General features: G+C 41.0%; 21 protein-coding genes and 2 tRNA genes. 21 read left to right on the forward strand and 2 right to left on the reverse strand.

Features of this window, described 5'->3' with window-relative positions:
* The first annotated feature begins 10 nt into the window (after positions 1-10).
* The 5 genes from WC445_00590 (at position 11) to WC445_00610 (ending at position 5,062) form a co-directional block, all read left to right on the forward strand.
* Complete coding sequence (locus WC445_00590; GenBank protein ID MFA5128444.1) at positions 11-1,012, forward strand: hypothetical protein; 1,002 nt, start codon at positions 11-13, stop codon at positions 1,010-1,012.
* A gap of 78 nt (positions 1,013-1,090) precedes the next feature.
* Positions 1,091-1,261, forward strand: coding sequence for a DUF5679 domain-containing protein (locus WC445_00595; GenBank protein MFA5128445.1), 171 nt, complete (start codon positions 1,091-1,093; stop codon positions 1,259-1,261).
* A gap of 298 nt (positions 1,262-1,559) precedes the next feature.
* Complete coding sequence (locus WC445_00600) at positions 1,560-3,050, forward strand: thymidine phosphorylase (protein ID MFA5128446.1); 1,491 nt, start codon at positions 1,560-1,562, stop codon at positions 3,048-3,050.
* 42 nt (positions 3,051-3,092) lie between these two features.
* Positions 3,093-3,803: a (Fe-S)-binding protein gene (locus WC445_00605; protein MFA5128447.1), complete on the forward strand. Its 711-nt coding sequence runs from the start codon at positions 3,093-3,095 to the stop codon at positions 3,801-3,803.
* Between the two features lie 2 nt (positions 3,804-3,805).
* Positions 3,806-5,062, forward strand: coding sequence for an LUD domain-containing protein (locus WC445_00610; GenBank protein MFA5128448.1), 1,257 nt, complete (start codon positions 3,806-3,808; stop codon positions 5,060-5,062).
* Between the two features lie 68 nt (positions 5,063-5,130).
* Here the strand turns inward: WC445_00610 and WC445_00615 are convergent, their stop codons facing one another.
* Positions 5,131-6,126, reverse strand: a complete 996-nt coding sequence (locus WC445_00615; protein ID MFA5128449.1) for a magnesium transporter — start codon at positions 6,124-6,126, stop codon at positions 5,131-5,133.
* 24 nt (positions 6,127-6,150) lie between these two features.
* A tRNA-Pro gene (locus WC445_00620) sits at positions 6,151-6,224 on the reverse strand.
* Between the two features lie 123 nt (positions 6,225-6,347).
* Here WC445_00620 and WC445_00625 point away from each other — a divergent pair.
* The 16 genes from WC445_00625 to dnaJ all read left to right on the forward strand — a co-directional run bounded on the left by WC445_00625 (position 6,348) and on the right by dnaJ (position 22,077).
* Positions 6,348-7,607 (forward strand): replication-associated recombination protein A, encoded by a 1,260-nt coding sequence (locus WC445_00625; GenBank protein ID MFA5128450.1) that lies wholly within the window; start codon positions 6,348-6,350, stop codon positions 7,605-7,607.
* A gap of 13 nt (positions 7,608-7,620) precedes the next feature.
* On the forward strand, positions 7,621-7,950 hold the full coding sequence (locus tag WC445_00630) for a hypothetical protein (protein MFA5128451.1): 330 nt from the start codon (positions 7,621-7,623) through the stop codon (positions 7,948-7,950).
* The gene (locus tag WC445_00635) at positions 7,947-9,785 is read left to right on the forward strand and encodes a penicillin-binding protein 2 (GenBank protein MFA5128452.1); all 1,839 of its coding nucleotides are present in this window, start codon (positions 7,947-7,949) and stop codon (positions 9,783-9,785) included. Before WC445_00630 ends, WC445_00635 begins: the two co-directional genes overlap by 4 nt.
* A gap of 92 nt (positions 9,786-9,877) precedes the next feature.
* The gene (gene murF, locus WC445_00640) at positions 9,878-11,170 is read left to right on the forward strand and encodes a UDP-N-acetylmuramoyl-tripeptide--D-alanyl-D-alanine ligase (GenBank protein ID MFA5128453.1); all 1,293 of its coding nucleotides are present in this window, start codon (positions 9,878-9,880) and stop codon (positions 11,168-11,170) included.
* A gap of 105 nt (positions 11,171-11,275) precedes the next feature.
* A tRNA-Glu gene (locus WC445_00645) sits at positions 11,276-11,353 on the forward strand.
* 202 nt (positions 11,354-11,555) lie between these two features.
* Positions 11,556-12,242 carry a hypothetical protein gene (locus WC445_00650; protein ID MFA5128454.1) on the forward strand — a complete coding sequence of 229 codons (687 nt, stop codon included), beginning with the start codon at positions 11,556-11,558 and terminating at the stop codon, positions 12,240-12,242.
* Positions 12,243-12,269: 27 nt separating this feature from the next.
* The gene (locus WC445_00655) at positions 12,270-12,989 is read left to right on the forward strand and encodes a YidC/Oxa1 family membrane protein insertase (GenBank protein MFA5128455.1); all 720 of its coding nucleotides are present in this window, start codon (positions 12,270-12,272) and stop codon (positions 12,987-12,989) included.
* A 1,043-nt stretch (positions 12,990-14,032) separates the two neighbouring features.
* A complete protein-coding gene (locus tag WC445_00660) occupies positions 14,033-14,614 on the forward strand; it encodes a prohibitin family protein (GenBank protein MFA5128456.1) in 582 nt (193 codons plus the stop codon).
* Between the two features lie 35 nt (positions 14,615-14,649).
* Positions 14,650-15,186 (forward strand): hypothetical protein, encoded by a 537-nt coding sequence (locus tag WC445_00665; GenBank protein ID MFA5128457.1) that lies wholly within the window; start codon positions 14,650-14,652, stop codon positions 15,184-15,186.
* A gap of 103 nt (positions 15,187-15,289) precedes the next feature.
* Positions 15,290-15,982 carry a hypothetical protein gene (locus tag WC445_00670; protein MFA5128458.1) on the forward strand — a complete coding sequence of 231 codons (693 nt, stop codon included), beginning with the start codon at positions 15,290-15,292 and terminating at the stop codon, positions 15,980-15,982.
* Between the two features lie 2 nt (positions 15,983-15,984).
* The gene (locus WC445_00675) at positions 15,985-16,515 is read left to right on the forward strand and encodes a nucleotide exchange factor GrpE (protein ID MFA5128459.1); all 531 of its coding nucleotides are present in this window, start codon (positions 15,985-15,987) and stop codon (positions 16,513-16,515) included.
* A 22-nt stretch (positions 16,516-16,537) separates the two neighbouring features.
* Positions 16,538-16,951 (forward strand): Hsp20/alpha crystallin family protein, encoded by a 414-nt coding sequence (locus WC445_00680; GenBank protein MFA5128460.1) that lies wholly within the window; start codon positions 16,538-16,540, stop codon positions 16,949-16,951.
* A 27-nt stretch (positions 16,952-16,978) separates the two neighbouring features.
* A complete protein-coding gene (locus tag WC445_00685) occupies positions 16,979-18,646 on the forward strand; it encodes a DUF262 domain-containing protein (protein ID MFA5128461.1) in 1,668 nt (555 codons plus the stop codon).
* Positions 18,647-18,692: 46 nt separating this feature from the next.
* A complete protein-coding gene (locus WC445_00690; protein ID MFA5128462.1) occupies positions 18,693-19,046 on the forward strand; it encodes a hypothetical protein in 354 nt (117 codons plus the stop codon).
* Positions 19,047-19,068: 22 nt separating this feature from the next.
* Complete coding sequence (gene dnaK / locus WC445_00695; GenBank protein MFA5128463.1) at positions 19,069-21,000, forward strand: molecular chaperone DnaK; 1,932 nt, start codon at positions 19,069-19,071, stop codon at positions 20,998-21,000.
* Complete coding sequence (gene dnaJ, locus WC445_00700) at positions 21,001-22,077, forward strand: molecular chaperone DnaJ (protein MFA5128464.1); 1,077 nt, start codon at positions 21,001-21,003, stop codon at positions 22,075-22,077. It abuts the gene before it with no gap.
* Positions 22,078-22,227: the final 150 nt, after the last annotated feature.

Here is a 22,227-nt window from a genome sequence, read left to right on the forward strand (position 1 = left end):
TTTCTTGTTAATGTATTCATTTTTTAAAAAAATATTTATTGCCATTAGCGCGATCATAGTCACCGCGGTTTTGTTTATTGCCATTTTATGGCTGCCGTTTTTTAACTCACCGAAAGAAATTAAATTTGGAGTGAGTTTTAGCAAAACATACGCCGCGGATTATTTGGAATTGGATTGGAAAGAAATGTATCTCGCGATTTTAGATGAATTAAACCCGCCGCTTTTGCGCCTTCAATCAGATTGGGATAAAACAGAGTTGTCGGAAGGAAATTTTGATTTTTCCGATCTTGATTGGCAAATGACCGAAGCGGAAAAACGGGGCATTAAAGTATTGCTCGTGGTTGGGCGCCGTCAGCCACACTGGCCAGAGTGCCATATTCCAGAGTGGTTAGCGGATGTGCCAGAAGCAGAAGTTCAAGACAGAGCCCTTGAATTTGTAAAAACAACGGTTTTAAGATATAAAGACTCTCCGGTGCTTATGATGTGGCAGGTGGAAAACGAGCCGCTTTTGAATGCTTTTGGAGAATGTCCTCCGGCAGACATAAATTTTTTGAAACGGGAAATTACTCTCGTGGAATCTTTAGATGATCATCCTATATTGGTTACTGACAGCGGGGAATTATCAACTTGGAGAAAAACAGCGCACCTTGGCGATTATTTTGGCACAACAATTTATCGTCGTGTTTATAGCAATTATTGCGGATATTTCCGCCATTTCTTTGCCCCGGCGTTTTATCGGCTAAAAGCTAAATTAGTCGGCTTGTCCTCGGATAAAATTATTATTTCTGAATTGCAAGCAGAGCCGTGGATGCCGGATGGGAAAGAGGGCAGAGGAAGCCTTGAGGATCAAAAAAGTGTAATGGATAATGAATTTATAAAAAAACAGATCGAATTTGCCCGTAAAACAGGTTTTTCAGAAGCTTATATTTGGGGGGTGGAATGGTGGTATTGGATAAAACTTCAGGGAGATGATTCCATTTGGAATATAGGCAAGGACATCTGGCAGCCTTGATTCCCTTTACTTTTACTTAAAAAGTGCTATAATTAGATAAAAGTTATACACAGGGCTAATTTTTAACTTTTTAGGACTATGGCCAACGAACCAGTGATAGCTTATTGCGTAAAATGCAAGGCTAAAAAAGAAATGAAAGACCCCCAAGAGGTGGAAATGAAGGGAAAGGGCGGCGTGACACGAAGAGCCATGACCGGCACCTGCCCAACTTGCGGCACAAAGATGTTTAGAATCATGGGTAAAAAATAGTAGATTTTGATAGTTTTGACTAAAAAATGCTGAAATTAATTTTTTTCGGCATTTTTTTGGTTTTAGGAAGCGATGGCTGGGTCGCGATTTAATCTTTTTTTAATTTTTGTAGGTTATAGTTTAGATGAGGGGCAATCGATTGCGAGAGGTTCGTCTTTGGCGAATCTGCAAATCAAAATTTGCATGCAAAGCAGTGGATTGTCTCTCGCCAAAAGATTCTCTGTTATTAGGGGATTTTTTGTTTTTATGATAAAATAAAGCAAAAGATAAATTTTATCCCATTTTTGCTTATGCGCTTATGCCATTTTTTAAAATAAAAAAATTAGACTTTGAAACCGGCGGGCGGTGGATTATTGTTTTGCGTGAAAAAGAGGCTCAAGCTTACGGTATTAGAATGGGCGATAAATTAAAGTTGAAATGGGATAGTCGCGAAACGGTGGTGACAGCTAATTTTACCCATGCAAAAGTTGATGAGGGCGAAATCGGGCTTTTTAAGGAAATTTGGAAGCACTATACTTACAAACCCGGAGAAATGGTGGAATTATCCCTGCTTGAACGGCCGGCCTCAATTGAATCAATTAAGAAAAAACTTTTGGGAGGAGAATTGAATTATAAAGAAATGCGCGCGGTCGTGAAAGACATCGCCGACTATGTTTTGGGCGATCTTGAAATAACTTATTTTGTCGCTTCCGGTTTTGCCAGAAAATTTTCCAATCGCGAACTTTATTATCTTACAAAGTCTGTCGCGGAAACAGGCGATACGCTTCGCCTTCCGGGTCAGGTGGTAGATAAACATTCAGTCGGCGGTTTACCCGGGAACAGAACAACGATGCTTGTGATTCCAATTATCGCGAGTTTAGGTTTAAAAATTCCCAAGACTTCTTCGCGAGCGATCACTTCGGCTGCCGGGACAGCCGACACAATGGAGGTTTTGGCGCCCGTGACTTTTCCAATGAAAAAAATAAAAGAGATTGTGAAAAAAACTAACGCTTGCATTGCTTGGGGCGGAGGAACGCGGATTGCTCCGGCTGATGATAGAATCATTAAAGTTTCTTATCCGCTGTCTCTTGAGCCATATACAAAAATGATTGTTTCCGTGATGGCGAAAAAAGTGGCCATGGGAGTGAAACATTTAGTGATTGATTTGCCGGTTGGCCCGACAGCCAAAATTCACCGTGTCTCCGATGCCAAAAAAATTGAACGAATAATGAAATATTTGGCCAAAAGATTTGGCATTAAAATAAAAGTTGATATTAATGAAGCCTTGAAGCCGATTGGTCGCGGCGTTGGGCCGGCGCTTGAAGCGCGAGATGTTTTGCGCGTGCTACAGAGAAAAGAACATCGGCCGCTCGACTTGGAAGAAAAAGCATTGGAACTTGCGGGTGAACTTTTGGATTTGGTGGGATTTACGAAAAAAGGAGAGGGTTACGACGCTGCCGCGGGAGCGCTTCGAAGCGGTAAGGCCTGGAAAAAAATGCAGGAAATAATTCTGGCCCAGGGAGGAAAGGCAAATATCGATGCGGAAGAAGTTGTTTTAAGCGATAAAATTTTAAAAATTAAAGCAAAAACCGACGGTCAGATTGCCAGTTTTGACAATAAGGCCATTGTGGCGATTTGCCGAATTTTGGGAGCGCCCTCTTGCAAAATTGCGGGAATTTACTTAAATAAGGTGATGGGAGACCGGGTAAGAAGAGGAGATGTGCTTTTTACGATGTACGGAGAAAGCGAAGATAGGCTTGTCTTAGCGGAAAAGGCTCTTGGAAAAAACGAGGTTTTAAAAATAAAATAATAGCTAACTAAAACGGCAAAAATCATTAAATTTTTTTAGTTTATGAGTATATTTAAGAAAATTTTTAAGGGCAATACCTTGTATTATCCGGGATGCCTTTCCAAATTTGTGGCAAAAGAATTGGTGGAAAATTATCGCCGGATTTTGCGCGAGGCTGGAGTTGATTTTATTGAACTTTCCGACCTTGAGGTTTGTTGCGGTTCGCCAGCGCTTAAAGCCGGCTATACCGACGATTTTAGAAAATTGGCGGAAAAGAATTTACAAATTTTCAAAGATCATTCGGTTGATAAAATTGTTACCCATTGCCCGGCGTGTTTTATGATTTTTAAAAAAGAATATCCCAAAGTTTTGGGGGAGAAGTGGGATATTGAAGTAGCGCACGCGACGGAAATTTTAAATCAGAAAACAAAAAAATCAGAAAGCATAAAAGGCGCGGTTACGTATCACGACCCATGCCACCTTGGCCGACAGATGGGAGTTTACGAGCCGCCGCGAGAGATTATTAAATCTTTGGGTTATGAAATAAAAGAAATGGAATTAGCTGGTAAGGAAAGTTTTTGCTGCGGCGGGGGCGGGGGAGTCCAAGCAAACGAATCGGAGTTGGCCGATAAAATTGCCAAAGACAGAATCGCTATGGCGAAAAAAATCGGCGCGAATATTTTGGTTACGCCCTGCCCGCTTTGCTATATGCATTTGAAGAAAAATTCAGAAGGAGAAGATATTGATGTTAAAGAATTATCCCATTTGATGTAAATATGCAAAAAGAATTTTTATCAAAAGAAACAAAAGAAAATATTTGGAAAGTTGTTTTTGAGTACAAAGCCAAGCGAGAAAAAACTTTGGCTGATTTAGGATTGGATCCGGAAAAATTCCGCGATGAATTTAGAAAAATGAAAGAGGATGCTTTTCGTGATATGGAAAATTTGCGGCGTCGAGCCATAGCCAATTTAGAAAAAAATGGAATAAAAGTTTTTGAGACAAAGGGCCCTGCCGAGGCGCAGAAGATTTTAAGAGATCTGACTGCTGGCGAAGAGATGATCATCAAATCAAAAACTTCCGCGGCCGACGAAATTGACGTAGATAAAATTTTGGGAGAAAAGCTTGTGAGTACCGATCTTGGAGACTTTATTATGAGTGTGGCAAAAGTTCGCGATATGCATCCTGTTTTCCCGGCCTATCATTTATCTCCAAAACAAATTTCAGAAATTATAAAAAACAAATTCGGCGTTGACGTCACTCCTGACGCCAAAAGCATCGCCGTTTTTGCGAGAAAATATCTGCGGGAAAAAATGGTTTCGGCTGGAGCAGGCATCACGGGCGCAAATGTCATAACTGCTGATGGTCGAATTGTAGTTTTGGAAAACGAAGGAAATATTTCTTTGGTTTCTCGTTTGCCGGCGAAGCACATTATAATTTCCGGTTGGGAAAAGATTGTGCCGACCATGGAGGACGCCATGAAAGTCGTTCGGGCCGCTGCCGTCTGGGGAACCGGGCAAGACTGGCCGGTTTATGTTTCCATAATTTCCGGGCCATCCAAAACCGCTGATATTCAAAATGAACTCGTGGTTGGAGCGCAAGGTGCCAAAGAAGTCTATTTAATTTTATTGGATAACGGCCGAGAAAAAATAATGGAAGATGGTTTTGAAGAATTACTGTATTGCATTAACTGCGGCGCTTGTTTGAATTTTTGTCCGGCATATCACGAACTTGGGACAAAATACGGCGATAAATATTTAGGAAGTAAGGGGATTATTTTATCGGCGTTTATGGCCGAACTTTTACGTGCTAAAGAATCGGGTTGTTATTCCTGCACGCTTTGCTCAGCTTGCCAAGAAAATTGTCCCGTAAAAATTGATTTGCCCGGTATGATGAAAAAAATCAGGACCAAGTTGAACGCGGAAAATTTAGAAACCGGCGAAAATAAAAAAATGATTGGAAACACGCGCGAGTTTGGCAATCCATTTGGCGAACTCTCTGAGGACGGTACGCCGAAGGAACTTTATTGTTGCTAAAAGGTTAATACGTTTTTTAAAAAAACACGGCCGTTGAGCCGTGTTTTAAATTTATTTTTTTAATTTTTTCAAGATAGATAATTTAAGAAAATTGTGGCGATCAAAAAGTAAATAAGAAGACTTGAAATGTCTCTGACAATTGTGGCGAAAGGACCGCTTGTTATTGCCGGATCAAGTTTTATTTTTAAAAACAAAGAGGGGAGAAGGATAGCGACAATAATAGCGATAATAATGGTTGTAAAAAAGGAAAGGGCCAGGACAAGGCCGACAAGCAATAATTTATACCAAAGCAAACCGACCACACCCATTATAAGGGCCAGAACTAGAGCCAGGGAAAGGCCGACTTTTATTTCTCTTAAAATGTATTTTTTAAAATTTAATTTGTGATCAATCGCTAAACTCCTGATGTAAAGAGTCTGGGTTTGGGCACCAACGGCGTCGGCAATATAAACAATTGATGGTATAAAAGCTGCGAAAATTAATTGAATTTTTAAAATTTCAGTAAAAGAATTTACAATAAAAGCGGCGATGGTCCCACCAGCAAGACCGAGAATTAGCCATGGCAACCTTTTTTTAAAATGCAGGAGAGCTGGTGCTTGAATTATACTTACGGCCGGATCCTTGAATTTGTGGATACCAGCTGAAAGTAGAGCATCTTCAACATTTTCATTATGCAAAATCCCCAAAATCATATCAGATGGTACGACTCCAAGAAAATTATTTTCTTTATCAACGATGGGAATAGCTTTTAAATTGTTTTTTAGAGCTAAAAGAGCAACCCTTTCCGGTTTAGTGTGGAGATGGGCCTTAATAACATCACTAGTTAAAATATCTGAAATTTTTGTTTCGCAAGATTTTTGGAAAATTTTTTTTATAGAAAAAACGCCCACAAGTTTATTTGTGGCGTCCATTACATAAATATAATTTATTGTTTGAAATTGCCCCATTTTTTCTTGAAGCAATTTTAAAGCATCGTCTAAAGTTTGACTGGGGCGGATAATGGGCACTAGTTGTTTATCTATCATTTTTCCACCTGCTGAATTTTTTGGATAAATTTCAGGCATAACTTTAGAAAAGTTAGATCGAAGTCGGGGTGGAGGGATTCGCACCCTCGATCTCACGGTCCCGAACCGTGCGCCTTAGACTACTGGGCCACACCCCGTTAGAAATAAAAGACCGCGAAAGGTCTTAAAATTATTATACAAGATAATTTTTTTTTCGTAAACCCCAGTCACTTCACTAAAATATAAATAAAGAGTAAAATATATATACCTAAAATAACTTTATGCAAGACCTATTTGACGGAAAATTAAATCAAGATTTAGCCAAAAACGCGCCACTCGCGGATCGCCTTAGGCCCGAGTTGCTTGATGAGTTTGAGGGACAGGAGGACTTGGTTGGCCCGGACAAAATGCTCCGCAATTTGATTCAAAACGACGAAATTCCTTCAATGATTTTTTGGGGTCCGCCTGGTTCTGGTAAAACAACTCTCGCCCGGATTATTGCAAAAATGACAAAATCCGAATTTATTCAGATGTCGGCGACGGCTTCGGGGCTGGCTGATCTGCGGAAAATTGTTTCCGCGGCGCAAAGCGGGCGAAAGTTTAATAACCGCCGGACAATTTTATTTATTGATGAAATCCACCGCTGGAATAAATCGCAACAAGATTCGCTTTTGCCGTACGTGGAAAACGGAACAATTACTTTAATCGGCGCGACCACGGAAAATCCATCATTTGAAGTTAACTCCGCCCTACTTTCCCGCTCGCGGGTTTTTGTTTTAAAATCTTTAGCCACAGAAAATATAAAAAATATTTTGAAGCGGGCGATTTCCGACAAGGTTCGCGGTTATGGAACACTTGACGTGCAGATTCTTGACAAGACTCTCGACTATTTGGCTGGAGTAGCCAATGGTGACGCGCGGATTGCCTTGAATGCCTTGGAGTTTGCAGTGAAGGCTTCTCGAAAAGTAGATCAAAAAATGATACAATTAAATCAGGAAATGATTCGCGAAGCGTTGCAAAAAACTCATTTACTTTACGACCGGGCCGGCGAAGAACATTTCAATATTATTTCCGCGCTTCATAAATCAATGCGAGGTTCGGATGCCGACGCGGCTCTTTATTGGCTTGGCCGGATGGTTGAGGCAGGGGAAGATCCGCTCTATATTGCCCGCCGTTTAGTTCGTTTCGCTTCGGAGGATATTGGCCTGGCTGATCCGCAGGCCTTGGTGCAAGCGACGACGGCTTACACCGCTTGCCATTATTTGGGTATGCCGGAATGCAACGTGATTTTGGCGCAAGCCGTGGCATATCTTTCTCGCGCTCCGAAGTCAAATGAACTTTATACTGCTTACGGCGAAGTCCAGCGTGATATCCGGGAAACGGAAAACGAACCAGTGCCGCTACATTTGCGGAATGCTCCGACAGACTTGATGAAAGATTTGGGATATGGAAAAGGATATAAATATAATCCAAATTTTAAAGAGCCGGTGCAGCAAGATTATTTTCCACTAAAATTAAAAGGAAGAAAATATTTAAAATAATAAATTGAAGTCTATGACTGATGAAAAATGGCTGGATACAGTTTCCATATTAAAAGATAAATTTCCGATCTTGGAGGAGGGGAAAGAAGATCTGCCCGAGGAAGTTGGCCGGGGCTTTCGCGAATTTGTGATTTTCAACGGACCGTTCGGCAAAATGAAAATTGAGCGGACGACCAAGGCTATTGTCACCGGCAAAAAAACTTTAGGCTCGAAAAGAATGGGAAGTCAGGCGGCGGTGGAATACGTTTATTCCGATACGGAAAAAAGCCAGAAATTTAAAGCTTATAAATGGGATGATGGGCAAAATGATTGGACGGAGATTACTTTAGAAGGAAGTTTATGAGTAGATTCAGAAAGAGAAAAAAATTTCGCGAAAGGGCGAGCGAGGGAGATCGCCGTTTAAAAATTATCAAGATAGTTATTTTTTTATTCGCGGGAGTGATTGCTCTTCGCCTTTTTAGTTTACAGGTTTTGAATAATGATTTTTATTCCGCTCTCGCCGCCGGACAGCACGATATTTACAAAGCGATTTTTCCCGAGCGCGGAAGAATTTTGATGCAGGAAACCGGTGGCAGCAACACGTCGCAAGATGAAAAACTGTATCCCTTGGCCACGAATCAATCATTATACCTTATCTATGTTGATCCTCGTAAAATAGAAAATGCCGAAGAATTATCAAAAAAATTAGTTGATATCTTGTACGTGAGAGAGAAAAAAGAAGGCGAAAGGTTGACGGCGGAAGAAATTGAAGCAGTGGAAAAATCGGAAAAAGAAAAGTTGGGAGAAGAATTTTTGGCAAAATTAAAAAAAGAAAATGATCCATACGAACCCCTGCGCCATGGGGTGGCAGAGGTGACGCTTGAAAAAATCAAGGAACTTGGGGCAGGGGGAGTCGGCTATATTGAAGAGGAGGCGCGTTATTATCCGGAAAATAATTTGGGCAGTCATTTTTTGGGATTTGTTGGGACAAAAGATAATAAAAAAATTGGGCAATACGGACTTGAAGGTTATTTTGAAGAAGAGCTTGGCGGCGTTCAAGGTTTTCTTTCATCGGAAAAAGACGTGGGCGGCCGATGGATTCCGGTTTCCGGGCGGGAATGGCAAAAGGCCGAGGACGGCGCGGATATTGTTATTACCATCGATAGAAATATTGAATATTTCGCCTGCGGAAAATTGAAAGAAGCTGTGGAGCGTCATGGCGCGGACGGCGGTTCGGTGATAATTATGGATCCGAAAACTGGGGCGATTCTCGCGATGTGTTCTTATCCGGATTTTAACCCAAATGAATATGCCAAAGTAGAAGACATTAATATTTATAACAATCCAACGATTTTTTCTCAGTACGAACCAGGATCAATTTTCAAAGCCATAACTATTGCCGCGGCGTTGGACGTGGGAAAAATTACGCCGACGACCACTTATGTTGACGAGGGAGAAATAAAAGTTGATGATCGCACGATTAAAAATTCCGATTTGAAAGCGCATGGGGTGCAAACAATGACGCAGGTTTTAGATGAATCATTAAATACCGGCGCGGTTTTTGCTGTTAATACAATTGGTCCAGAGGTTTTTAAAAAATACGTAGAAGATTTCGGATTTGGAACGCGGACAGGGATTGAGTTGGATTTTGAAAATCCTGGTAGTATTAGTTCTTTGGGTAAAAAGGGAAAAATTTGGAGCGCCACAGGATCGTTTGGCCAAGGGATTTCCGTCACGCCGATTCAGGTTGTAACCGCTTTTTCAGCGATCGCGAACGGCGGAAAATTGGTTAAGCCATACATTGTTGACCGAATTATAAAAAGTGATGGTGCAATAATAAAAACCGAGCCGAAAATTATCCATCAGGCGATCTCTGGGAGAACATCAGCTCTTTTGGGAGGAATGCTTGTTTCCGTGGTGGAAAACGGCCATGGCAAGCGGGCTGGCGTTTCCGGATACTACGTGGCGGGAAAAACCGGTACGGCCCAAGTCGCGAAAAGAGATGGAAGCGGCTATGAAAAAGATGTCACCATCGGCTCATTTGTCGGCTTCGCGCCAGTGGAAGATCCGAAATTTGTTATGTTGACAAAGATAGATCATCCTCGCACCACTATCTGGGCCGAAGCTACGGCCGCGCCGCTATTTGGCGAAATTGCTAAATTTGTGCTAAACTATATGAAAGTACCTCCAAGCAGGTAATTTTGAATTATTAGCGATGTAAGGTGAGAGAAAAAATGTTTACATTTTTTCCGAGCCGAGGAGCTAATCTGTGTTTACATATAAATTCATTTATGAAAAAAATAGTTCAGAAGATTTTATACTTTTTGGCTAAAAGAGTTTTGAAAAAATACGAGCCAGAAGTGATAGGGATCACGGGAAGCATGGGTAAAACTTCAACTAAAGAGGCTATTTTTGCCGTATTATCTTCTAAATTCCGCGCGCGCCAGAATTTAAAAAATTATAATAATGAACTTGGCGTGCCGCTTTCCATTTTAGGATCTGAATCAGGCAGTAAATCTGTTCTAAAGTGGCTCGGCATATTCTTCCACGGCATAAAATTAATTTTGGTTCGTGATGCCGACTATCCGCAAATTTTAGTTTTGGAAATGGGAGCCGACCATCCGGGCGATATAAAATATCTGACAGAGCTCGCGCCATGCAAGGTGGGCGTTGTGACAGGTATCGGGCCAGCTCATTTGGAATTTTTTGAAAGTATTGAAAAAATAATTAAAGAAAAAAGAATAGTGGTAAGCAATCTCAAGCCCGAAGGTTTCGCGGTCCTAAATCGTGATGACGAAAAAGTTTATGAGATCCGGGAAAAAACACGAGGCAAAATTTTAACTTACGGTTTTAGTTCTGACGCCGAGGTTCGCGCGCAAGAAGAGGGGATGATTGGAGAAGGAGTGGAAATTTCCGGAATGAATTTTAAATTGAGTTATGCCGGCGCAATGGTGCCGATTTTTCTGCCGGGCGTTTTGGGCCGTCAGCATATTTACGCGGCGCTTGCCGGAGCGGCCGTCGGGATTACTTATGGGATGAATCTTGTGGAAGTCGCCGAGAGTTTAAAAAGATACCAGGCGCCAAAAGGCCGGATGAATTTGATTCTAGGAATTAAGAGAACTTTAATTATTGATGATACCTATAACGCTTCGCCAATCCCAACAGAAGTAGCGCTTGAAGTGATGAAATCAATAAAATTACCGGCGGAAGATGATAAAAAATTCGCGGTGCTAGGAGATATGTTGGAACTTGGAAGTTTTAGCGAGGAAGGACATAAACAAGTTGGCCGGGCCGTGGCAGCGAGCGGCGTTGATTATTTGGTGACAGTCGGCGAGCGTTCGCGCGATATTGCGAGGGCGGCGAAAGAAGCTGGGATGAGCGAAGATAAAATTTCAAATTTTCCGACGCCGGAAGAAGCAGGGCTTTTTGTTCAAGGAAAAATGAAACAAGGCGATGTGGTACTCGTCAAAGGTTCGCAGGGAATGAGAATGGAAAAAGTTGTTAAAGAACTTATGGCTGAACCACTGCGGGCGTATGAACTCTTAGTAAGACAAGATTTGTCCTGGGCGCGCAAAAGAGAATAAATCTATAATTCAAGAAGGCGAGTCAAAAGGCTCGCTTTTCTCTTAGTTTTAGTTAGTGACAAATTTTTATAATTCTGATATACTGGAAATCAGTTAAAAATTTACGGCCTCATCGTCTAGCCTGATCTAGGACGCCTCCCTCTCACGGAGGAAACTCGGGTTTAAATCCCGATGGGGCTACCAAAAATAAATTGGGAATTAAATATAAACTAGCAAAAAGAAATTACTGCGAATTTGTCTCGAGGGATTTAAACCAGGGAAGGGTCGGAAACCGTCAGGTTTCCGTTCGCGGAAATATTAAAACCGCAGGGTTTTAAAGAGCGAAGCGACGTTTAATTTCCCGATGGGGCTACCAAAAATAAATTAGGAATTAAATATAAAATGTATGATTACAAAAATTTCCGAAATTATTTTTTTGGTGGGTGTTTTGGCACTCGTGGGTGCTGGCTGTGGCAATAAAAATTCTGCTGATAACAGAGAACCAGCTGAAAGCGGTTTAACTAGTCTTTGCGACTCGGCCAAAGAAATGGAGGCACCCAGTGATTTAGCAAAAGAATTAAAAAAAATTTTTGAAGAAGCCGGCGGCAAGGTAAAAATAACCGATAGTGTTGAGCAAGATTTGGCAAATGGAGAAACCTTTACTTTTGTTTGGGAAAACACTCCTACAGCCAAGGATTTAGAAGATGCTTTTAAAAAGCACGGTTACAAAATAGAAGTGCCGGGTACAGCCATGGTGGTTTCAAAAAATGATATTGTTCTTGAAATTAATTTAACGGAAGAAGTTGAATGTTCGCAAATTATTGTTAAAAAAACAGAGGGGCCGTTTGATCGAGCCAGCAGAGTGACAATTAATGAATGCGCGGAAATGAAGGCGCTAGCTCTCCATGCTGATATAAGAAATCATGATTTTGCTACCGCTATGATTTGGGGCAAAAAATTGTACGATAGAATGATTGTGCTTGCGGCAAAATATGGTATCTCGGTGGAAAAACTCGAGACGACTTGCGAGGCGAAAGTTAATGAACCAGGGTTTGACAACGCGGTGGATGAATGGGTGCGGTTATTAAAATAAGTAAGCAGGGTTTATAAATTTTTATTTATGCTTCACGTTTTTTGGCACGATTTTCTCTACACCCCACTTCTGAATTTTTTGATTTGGCTTTACAATGGCCCGGCTTTTGGAAATTTAGGCGTGGCGATTATTTATTTAACAATCATTATTCGTATTGTTCTTTTGCCTTTCACCGTTGTTTCGGAACGCAGTAAAATTTTGTATGGAAAACTCAGCCAAAAAATAGATAAGATTGGCCAGGATTTTAAAAACGATCCGATTCAAAAAAAGGAGATGATCCGCAAAGTGATGAGAGAACACAGAGTCAGTCCCTGGGCAAAAGTTATGGTGCTCGGCGTGCAGGCTTTGATCTTGGTTCTCTTGTATCAAGTTTTTATCGGAGGAATTAATGGAAAACTTGGTGATCTTTATTTTTGGGTGACGCGCCCTGATTTTATTAATACTGATTTTTTTGGTTTTGATTTGGGTGAAACAAAAAATTTATTCTGGAGCGGCCTTGTTGGAGCGATTCTTTTTTTAGAAATTTTTATTGACTATCGCAGCAAGTCAACCGGCCTGACTAAATCAGAAGTAGCCTATATGATATTTTTTCCAGCGGCTTGTTTTTTTATCCTTTGGGTTTTGCCAATAGCCAAATCAATTTTTATTTTAACATCGTTGTGTTTTTCTTTTCTCGTGATATTTTTCAGACAGATATTTAAAAATAAATTTAAAATTGGAGAAGCGGTGGACGTTAAGGCAAAATAAAAAGTAATTAGTAAATAGTAATTGATAATTGATAATTGAGTTTTGGAGCCAACTGAAAAGTTGGTTTTTGTATTTTCCCCTCTTAAGATAAGAGGGGATTAAGAGGAGGGAACTTGACAAAATTTTATAGTTATGTTATAAAAGATACGATACGGTGAAATGCCGTAAGCGGCTGGGTCCAAGAGGACGCCTTGGCTCTATCTGGCTCTTCATGCCACTGCGCAATGGATTGCGTGGTGGAATAATCTCCGCCCGTAAGGGAAAAATTAAAAAGCGAAGAAAGGGAGAAAAAGCGTCAATACCGGGCGCAAACAATCCGGTCTTGGCGCCATGAAGATTCAGGAGATCTAAGGAGAGAGGGTTTGATTCCCTCCAGCCGCACTGGGTCTTGGTGGTAGCCGAGCAGCGGATTTCTGCATTGCTCACTGCGATGTGGAAGGCCGACGGCAGCCATTGTGGGGTACGCGCTGCGAACCCCGCCATCAAGGCCAAAGATGGCGACTGACCTTGAATGGCAGTCGTCGATTCCTCGCTGACCTTCAAGAGTTGGCGAGCAGGGACTCTCTCTGCCAAGGGAGGGTCCGCCTGAAGCTTCCGCGAGCCTCGGCTCGCGTTGGCACAAAGTTGCGATCGCACAGCTCTGGTCATGGCTACCATGGGGATTTCCCCGAAAGCCTAAGTGCGATCGCGGCTCGCGACGTTCCATAGGGAGACGCTCGCGTTTCCTGAAGTTTCCCAGTCTCGTGCTGGGCGGAACGGCGCGGAATTTCAGCCCCCGGCGGACTTGCCCGCGCGATGGCGCTCGCATGCGTGAGCACGCGAAAAAGGCAAGTGTGGGTACCCCGGCTCTTCTGCGCCGCCCAGAAGAGCCACTTCAAAAGATCCTCTAAGCGCAGTTCGCTGCGCGGAGAGGTCTGCGATACGCGCCGTGATGATTCATTCGTCACGGCGTTCTTTTTTATCTCTAATCTTGACAAAAAATAGAAAAGGACTATGATTAACCATAGAAACTTAAATATTAAATTTAAGATACAAAATCAAATATGGCTGATTCCTTAGACAAAATAATGTATTCGTTTGTCGTGGAGGACGTCTTAAAGGGTTTTTTCATCACTGTCCCGCCGGGTTATGTTGCCTGCGTTTACGATTTGGGCAGGGGAGTCCTGAAAAAAGTTTTGCATCCGGGTTTGCATCTCAAAATCCCATTTTGGCAGAGAGCCAAACTATTTAATACTCAAACCCTGGAATATAATATCAGCAAGGATTTTAATATTGATAATATCCGAGCTTTGGGCGACACGCCGATCGGTTCGGTAACTTTGGATAGTAAAAGTATAGCGATTGAAGGAACAATTCTTTTGCGGCTGGATATGGAACAGATTCCATATATTTGGCAAAATATTGGCGAAGATTTTGTGGAAAAAATTATTCGGCCGACAATTAGAAGTCGGCTCCGCATGATCGCTTCGCTTTATTCCGCCCAGGATATTGTTTCGCTTCAGAGAAATCAAATCGAAATGGCGATTACCAATGAACTGGACAGAATTTTCCATCCGCGGGGAATTCACGTTGAAAACGTTCTTCTCTCGGAAATTGGACACCAGTTTGGTAAAAGTAACGGGTAACGAGTAACGGGTAATGAGTAATTAATATAAAAAATATGCAATCAAAACAGTGGACAGCAATTCTTATCGTGGTAATTGTTACGGCGATTGTGGTTGGCGGCGGAGTTTATCTTTGGCAAAGACAGCAAACGCCCACCCAGGAATCCATTGAATTGAGTAATTTGGAAAACACGCCGCCTGTTTCCGGGGAAAATCAAGTGGGCCCGGAGTATGTTAATCAGAATTTAAAATTTTCTCTTCAAATTCCAGACGGCTACATTGTCGATAAAACAAGTGAAAACACATTTCAGATTGTAAGTAAGCCGACACCGCAAAATGAAACACCCTTACCGGAAGTTAATATCAAGGTAGGGAATTTGGATGATATAAAATCAGATATAATTATTAAAGAAGAAAATGTTCTAGTCGGCGGCATTGCCGGGAAAAAATTTACTGTCTCTTTTGGAGAAGGGCAATGTCCGATTTACAGATTTGATTCGCAAGGTAAGATTTACGAATTTAGTTTATATGAATGTTTAGAGTCAAATATTTTTGAAGACGTGGTAAAAAGCTTCAAGATCATTTCAGAATAAATATAAAATAAAAACACGAATCTCTTGACCGGGGTTCGTGTTTTGTTATAATGAAACTAGCAGTCCTTGACGTCGATTGCTAATCGTTGTAAAATAGTTTAATATGGAAAAACGAAAGGAAAAATTGCTCTTGTCAGTCATTCACGAATATATAAAAAAAGCCACGCCGGTCGCTTCAAAAATGTTGGCCGGGCGGGGCGGTTTTAAAATAAGTTCGGCAACATTACGAAATGAAATGGCAGATTTGGAAGAAGAAGGATATTTGGTCCAGCCGCATACTTCAGCCGGCCGGATTCCAACCGAAGCAGGTTTCAATTTTTATCTCGCCAATCTGCCGGAAGGAAAACTGGAAGCCGCGGGAAAAGAAAAAAAAGAACTGGAACGGGCGGCGCGGGCAACAGAATTCCCGGAAAAAAATCTGGCTAAAGTTTTGGCCGAACTTTCCAAAGAGGCCGTGATCCTCGCTTTCGGGAAAAATGATGTTTATTACACCGGGCTTTCCAATCTTTTCGCCAAACCGGAATTCCACGACCAGGATTTGGTTTACCGGATCGGCGAAGTGGTTGATCATCTGGACGAAATTATCAGTGAAATTTTTGAAGAGACAAAAGAGGAAATAAAAGTTTTAATCGGAAAGAAAAATCCTTTCAGCGCGGATTGCGGCGCCGTGGTTTCAAGATATTGCGGAAAAAATAAGAAAGTTGGACTTGTCGCCGTCTTGGGACCGATCAGAATGGATTATGGAAAAAATATCGCGCTTGTCCGCGAAGTCAAAGATTTGTTAAATAAAATATAATTATGGCAGACGATAAACAAAAACCAGAAGAAAAAAAAGACGCGGCGCTCTCGGAATTGGAAGCGTGTAAAAAACAAGCTGAAGAATATTTAAATGGTTGGAAGCGGGCCAAGGCGGATTATTTGAATTTGAAAAAAGAAAATGAAACAGCCAGCGCGGAATTGGCGCAATTTATCGCGGGCGGAATGTTAATGAAATTTTTGCCGGTTTATGATGGTTTGAAGCGCGCATGTCAGATTATGCCTTCGACAAGCTCAGGCAATAACTCTTTATCCCCTGAGCGAGCGGAGCGAGTCGAAGGGTGGGCCGAGGGAATTTTAAACATTAAAAAACAATTTGAAGAAGTTTTTAAAAGTTTTGGCGTGGAAGAAATAAAAACCATCGGAGAAAAATTCAATCCGGAATTTCACGAAGCGATCAGCCGGCAGAAAAAAGATGGGGTTGAATCCGATATAATTATTGAAGAAGTCGGCGGCGGGTATATGATGAACGGAAAAACGATTATTCCGGCGAAAGTAATTGTCAGCGAATAAAAAATTATTAATTTATAAAATTATGCCAATTATCAAATGGAATCCTTGGGAACAATTTGGAGAGTTAGACAGATTTTTTGAAGAAGGCGCGGGAGGTTTTGTCCCGGCGTTGGATATTTATCAAACCAAAGACGCGGTCGTTGTTGAAACTCCGCTTGCCGGCATTGATCCGGAAGATGTGGAAATTTCCATTGAAAACGATATCTTGTCCGTCAACGGAAAAACCGAACGGCAAAGTGAAGTTGATGAAAAGAATTTTTACCGCAAAGAAGTCCGCTACGGAAGTTTTCACCGCTCGGTCCGTTTGCCGGTCGCTGTCCTTGGCGGCAAAGCCGAAGCCAAATCGGAAAATGGAATGTTGAAAATCACAATCCCCAAAGCGCCGGAAGCGAAGAGCAGGGCGATTAGGGTGAAAGTGGTGAAGGGGAAGAAATAACATTTATTTTTTAATAACTTATAAAATATGAACTTGCCAGAGCCTCTGCATAAACAATTTTCTAATCTCATGGATGATATCCAAACGGGGAGGTTGAAGATACCTCAGTTTCAAAGAGAATTTGTTTGGGATATAAAAAAATCAGCAAGCCTACTCGATAGTATAATTAAAGGATATCCAGTTGGTACTTTTATTTTTTGGAAAACAAAAGATAGATTAAGATCTGTTAAAGATATAGGCAATCTGAATCTTCCAGAGCCGGCCGTCGGTGATTATGTTAATTTTGTCTTAGATGGTCAGCAACGAATTACCAGTCTTTTCGCTGCATTTAAGGGAGAAAAAATATTGAGAAGCGATGGAAAAACAGAGGATTTTTCAGAAATATATATTGATTTAGACGCGAAGGAAGACGAAAAAATAGTTACTTCAGAGGTTGACGACGGGAATTCAAAAAATTTAATAAAATTAAAGGATTTGCTATATGGGGGAATTACATTTCTCGCCAAATATCCAGAAAACTACCTGCATAAACTTGAAGAATACAAAAAGAGAATTGAATCTTATAATTATTCCGTGATACAGGTTAATGAAGTACCCATAGATGTTGCTACTGAAATTTTTACAAGAATCAATGTTGGTGGTAAGCCACTGTCGTTATTTGAAATTATGGTTGCAAAGACATATGACTATGACAAAAATTTTGAACTTTCTGAAAAATTTGATGCCCTAGTTGAAAATTTAAAAAATGTTAATTACGAAACTATTTCTGATGCAACGGTATTACAGATTATTTCTTTAATATTAACAAAAGAATGCAAGAGAAAAATTATTTTAAAATTGAAGAAAGATGAATTTATTGACAAGTGGGACGAAGTTGTAAACGCAATCGAAAGCGCGGTGGATTACTTTAGAAGTTTCTACAGAATTCCTGTTTCGCAGATACTGCCGTATAATGCTTTGCTTGTGCCATTTTCATATTTTTTCTACTACCATAAGGACAAACCGACCGGAGACAAACAAAAATACCTTCAAGATTTTTTTTGGCGAGTATCTTTATCCGGTAGATATTCATCGTCGGTTGAAAGTAAATTAGCGCAGGACATTAAGAGAATAGATAAAATTTTAGAAGATAAATTACCGGATTATGACTGGCCAATTAATTTATCGCCCGAATTCATAAAAAATAATGGCTGGTTTAGCGCCGGCAGAAGTTATATAAAAGCAATATTATGTATCTATGCCTATCACCAGCCAAAATCTTTTAACGACAACTCACTTGTAAATATTAGTAATTACTGGTTAAAACAAGCGAATAGCAAAAATTATCATCATTTTTTTCCACGTGCCTATTTAAGTAGATTGAATAAAGATGAAAAAATGATAAATCATATAGCTAACATAACTATTGTCGACGATTTTCTTAATAAAAGAGAAATTAAAGATAAGCCGCCATCCAAGTACATGGAAAAATTTAAAAAAGAAAACCCTCATCTTTCAGAAACAATGAAAACCCACCTGATTAATGATATTGATAATATGGGAATTTGGGAAGATAATTATGAATTGTTTTTTGAAAAAAGAATTGAATCGATTAGTAAGGATATTGAAAAAAGAATAATCCCACAAGAAATTGATGGGAAACCACAGGCTGATTTATCGGATGATGACTCCGTAGAAAGTTCAGAACAAGAATAGAAACGTGATATTTATAAAAAAATAAAAATAATTAAGGATAAAAAATATGCCAGAAGTAGATAAAGAGACAATGAAAGAGTTAGATGATTGTATAAAGGAGGCAAACACTTGTCGCACGGAATGTTTTAACACAATTCTCGGATACAAATTTTTTATTGAAGGTATTTTTATAGGAATTTTAGGAAATATACTCGCTAATTATATCTTCAATGTCTTTGATACGGGAAGTTTATTCTACTATCTATTTATCTACACAGTTACATTTTTTTTCAGCATTTTTCTTTTTAAACATTTTAAGAAAGAAAAATTATTTTCAAAAATGTATTGGGAGTTTGAGAGAAAACAAAATGATTTGGGAAATCTTAAAAAACGTATTGTTGTAGAAGATAATAAAGAATAAAAAATAAATAATCATAAAAAATATGCCAAAGATTTTAGGTATAGATCTCGGAACTACAAATTCCTGCATGGCCGTCATTGAAGGTGGCGAGCCGAAAGTGTTGGAAAATAAAGAGGGCGCGAGAACCACGCCTTCGGTTGTCGCTGTAACAAAAAGCGGCGAGAGAATGGTTGGGCAAATTGCCAAGCGCCAATCGGTGACAAATCCGGAAAACACGCTTTATTCCATTAAGCGTTTAATCGGCCGGAGGTTTGACGACACGGAAGTTCAGCGCGACATGAAAGTTTCACCTTTTAAAATTGTTCAGTCCGGAGTCGGCGTGAAAATAAAAATGTCTGACAAAGAATATTCTCCGCAGGAAATTTCCGCCATGGTTTTGCAAAAAATGAAAAGCGACGCGGAAGAAAAATTAGGAGAAAAAATAGAGGAAGCGGTAATTACCGTGCCGGCTTATTTTGACGACGCGCAGCGCCAGGCGACGAAAGAAGCCGGAGAAATCGCGGGCTTGAAAGTGCGCCGAATTATTAACGAACCGACTGCCGCGGCCTTGGCATATGGATTGGATAAAAAGAAAGGCCAGCAGATTGTGGTTTATGATTTGGGCGGCGGAACTTTTGATGTTTCTGTTTTGGATATTGGCCAGGACACGGTGGAAGTAAAATCCACAAACGGCGACACGCATTTGGGCGGCGATGATTTTGACCAGAGAATTATTCAGTGGATTTTGGATGAATTCAGAAAAGATCAGGGAATTGATTTATCAAAAGATAATTTGGCGTTGCAGAGAATTAAAGAAGCGGCGGAAAAAGCAAAAATAGAATTATCAACCGCCATGGAAACAGAAATCAATCAGCCGTTTATTACTTCCGACGCGGCCGGCCCGAAACACTTGGTAATGAAAATGACGCGAGCAAAATTGGAAGAGCTGGTCGGCGATTTGGTTCAAGCGACTTTGGAGCCGTGCAAAAAAGCATTAGAGGACGCGAAGATGGATATTAAAGATATTGAAGAAGTGGTAATGGTCGGCGGAATGACGAGAATGCCTTTGGTTCTCCAGACCGTGGAAAACTTTTTTAGAAAAAAACCAAACTTGTCGGTGAATCCGGATGAAGTCGTGGCGATTGGCGCGGCAGTTCAAGCCGGAGTTTTGCAGGGAGAAGTCCGCGATATTTTATTGCTTGATGTCACGCCATTAACTTTGGGTCTTGAAACCTTGGGCGGAGTGTTGACTCCATTGATAAATAGAAATACTACAATCCCGACTTCCAAATCGCAAGTATTTTCTACGGCGGCTGATGGACAGACATCAGTTGAAATTCATGTTTTGCAAGGCGAACGGCCAATGGCCTCCGACAACAAAACTTTGGGAAGATTTATGCTTTCGGGAATTCCTCCTGCGCCGCGCGGCGTGCCGCAGGTGGAAGTTACTTTTGACATTGACGCCAACGGCATTTTAAATGTGAAAGCCAAGGACAAAGCGACCGGCGTTGAGCAATCAATTACCATTACCGCGTCAACCGGTTTATCAAAAGATGAAATTGAGCGAATGAAAAAAGAAGCCGAGGCGCACGCGGCCGACGATTTGAAGAAAAAAGAATTAATTGATTTGCGAAACACCGCTGAGACAATAATTTACACCACGGAAAAAATGTTAAAAGACGCGGGCGATAAAGTTAAGCCCGAAGATAAAAAAGCGATTGAAGAAAAAATGGAAGCGTTGAAAAAAGTGAAGGATAGTGAAGATAAAGAAGCTATTAAAAAAGCGGCTGATGATTTAGCGCAAACAGCGCAGAAAGTCGGCGCGGCCATGTATCAGCAGCAACAGCCGCCGCAAGGTGGTCCAGCAGCCGGCGGCCCTTCGACAGGCTCAGGGAATAATGATGAAAAAAGAGATGAGAAGAAGGATAATAAAAAAGATAAAACAGTAGAAGGGGAATATGAAGAGGTGAAATAAATGGCAAAAGATTATTACAAAATTTTAGGCGTTTCGAAAAGCGCGTCCGCGGAAGAAATTAAAAAAGCCTTCCGCGAGTTGGCGCACAAATATCATCCGGATAAAAACGGCGGCAACGCTGATCAGTTTAAAGAAATAAACGAAGCCTACCAAGTTCTTGGCAATCCGGAGAAACGCCAGCAATACGATCAATTCGGAACCACCTTTGAAAACGCGCAAGGCCAGGGTGGATTTTCTGGTTTTGACGGCTTCCGGGATTTTTCTGGATTTGCCAATGGTTTTGATATGGGAGATTTGGGAGAGATGTTTGGTTTTGGCGATATTTTTGGCGGCGGGCGGAAGAGGGGGCGAGCAAGCCGCGGCCGGGATATTGAAGTTGAAATGCGCGTTGATTTTCGCGAAGCGATTTTTGGCGCGGAGAAAATTTTAGAAATGTATAAGCCATCTGTTTGCAAGAATTGCGGCGGGAGCGGCGCTGATCCAAAAAGTAAAATTACCACTTGTCCAAATTGTGGCGGCGCGGGCCGGGTGCAAGTTGTCCAGCGGACATTTTTAGGAAACATTCAAACCGTCACAACATGTGATAAATGTGGAGGAGTCGGAAAAATTCCGGAAAAAGAATGTAGTATCTGCCGTGGCAAGGGCATAGTTCGTGACAGCCAGAAATTAAAAATAAAAATCCCGGCCGGGATTGATGATGGCGAAACAATAAAAATTTCCGGCGAAGGAGAGGCAGCCGAACACGGCGGAAAATCCGGAGATCTTTTCGTGACGATGCGAGTCGTGCCGGACAAAGAATTCAAAAGAAAGAAAGATGATATTTTAAGTAGAGTGGAGATAAATTTTTCGCAGGCGGCGCTTGGCGATAAAATTGAAATAGAAACTTTAGACGGAAAAATTAAATTAACTATTCCAGCCGGAACGCAGTCGGGGCAGATTTTTCGTTTGAAAGGGAAAGGCGTGCCGCATTTGAATAGTTACGGTCGCGGAGACCAATTGGTAGAAATTGTGGTGGTCACACCGACTAATTTAAACAAGCGACAGAAGGAATTATTGGAAGAATTCGCTGCTAGGTAAATTTTATCATTTTAATTGTAAAAATCGTTGCTAAATATCGGCGGCGGTTTTTTTATTTAAAACTCTTGACAAAACAGAGAAAAAACATTTAAGTATAGTGAGGTTTGCCCAATAGCGGGTAGGCTCGCCTTGCCGTCTAGGCAGGCTTCG

The organism is Patescibacteria group bacterium (assembly GCA_041650995.1).
GTDB lineage: Bacteria > Patescibacteriota > Patescibacteriia > XYB2-FULL-38-15 > XYB2-FULL-38-15 > JAHIRI01.

What these genes read in the sequence shown, in the direction of transcription:
- WC445_00670 (MFA5128458.1), top strand. Translation starts at nt 15,290, where the DNA reads ATGGAAAAACGAAAGGAAAAATTGCTCTTGTCAGTCATTCACGAATAT.
- WC445_00655 (MFA5128455.1), top strand. Translation starts at nt 12,270, where the DNA reads ATGCTTCACGTTTTTTGGCACGATTTTCTCTACACCCCACTTCTGAAT.
- WC445_00590 (MFA5128444.1), top strand. Translation starts at nt 11, where the DNA reads ATGTATTCATTTTTTAAAAAAATATTTATTGCCATTAGCGCGATCATA.
- WC445_00630 (MFA5128451.1), top strand. Translation starts at nt 7,621, where the DNA reads ATGACTGATGAAAAATGGCTGGATACAGTTTCCATATTAAAAGATAAA.
- WC445_00675 (MFA5128459.1), top strand. Translation starts at nt 15,985, where the DNA reads ATGGCAGACGATAAACAAAAACCAGAAGAAAAAAAAGACGCGGCGCTC.
- WC445_00635 (MFA5128452.1), top strand. Translation starts at nt 7,947, where the DNA reads ATGAGTAGATTCAGAAAGAGAAAAAAATTTCGCGAAAGGGCGAGCGAG.
- murF (MFA5128453.1), top strand. Translation starts at nt 9,878, where the DNA reads ATGAAAAAAATAGTTCAGAAGATTTTATACTTTTTGGCTAAAAGAGTT.
- WC445_00665 (MFA5128457.1), top strand. Translation starts at nt 14,650, where the DNA reads ATGCAATCAAAACAGTGGACAGCAATTCTTATCGTGGTAATTGTTACG.
- WC445_00650 (MFA5128454.1), top strand. Translation starts at nt 11,556, where the DNA reads ATGATTACAAAAATTTCCGAAATTATTTTTTTGGTGGGTGTTTTGGCA.
- WC445_00615 (MFA5128449.1), bottom strand. Translation starts at nt 6,126, where the DNA reads ATGCCTGAAATTTATCCAAAAAATTCAGCAGGTGGAAAAATGATAGAT.
- WC445_00600 (MFA5128446.1), top strand. Translation starts at nt 1,560, where the DNA reads ATGCCATTTTTTAAAATAAAAAAATTAGACTTTGAAACCGGCGGGCGG.
- WC445_00610 (MFA5128448.1), top strand. Translation starts at nt 3,806, where the DNA reads ATGCAAAAAGAATTTTTATCAAAAGAAACAAAAGAAAATATTTGGAAA.
- WC445_00625 (MFA5128450.1), top strand. Translation starts at nt 6,348, where the DNA reads ATGCAAGACCTATTTGACGGAAAATTAAATCAAGATTTAGCCAAAAAC.
- WC445_00690 (MFA5128462.1), top strand. Translation starts at nt 18,693, where the DNA reads ATGCCAGAAGTAGATAAAGAGACAATGAAAGAGTTAGATGATTGTATA.
- dnaJ (MFA5128464.1), top strand. Translation starts at nt 21,001, where the DNA reads ATGGCAAAAGATTATTACAAAATTTTAGGCGTTTCGAAAAGCGCGTCC.
- WC445_00595 (MFA5128445.1), top strand. Translation starts at nt 1,091, where the DNA reads ATGGCCAACGAACCAGTGATAGCTTATTGCGTAAAATGCAAGGCTAAA.
- WC445_00685 (MFA5128461.1), top strand. Translation starts at nt 16,979, where the DNA reads ATGAACTTGCCAGAGCCTCTGCATAAACAATTTTCTAATCTCATGGAT.
- WC445_00605 (MFA5128447.1), top strand. Translation starts at nt 3,093, where the DNA reads ATGAGTATATTTAAGAAAATTTTTAAGGGCAATACCTTGTATTATCCG.
- dnaK (MFA5128463.1), top strand. Translation starts at nt 19,069, where the DNA reads ATGCCAAAGATTTTAGGTATAGATCTCGGAACTACAAATTCCTGCATG.
- WC445_00660 (MFA5128456.1), top strand. Translation starts at nt 14,033, where the DNA reads ATGGCTGATTCCTTAGACAAAATAATGTATTCGTTTGTCGTGGAGGAC.
- WC445_00680 (MFA5128460.1), top strand. Translation starts at nt 16,538, where the DNA reads ATGCCAATTATCAAATGGAATCCTTGGGAACAATTTGGAGAGTTAGAC.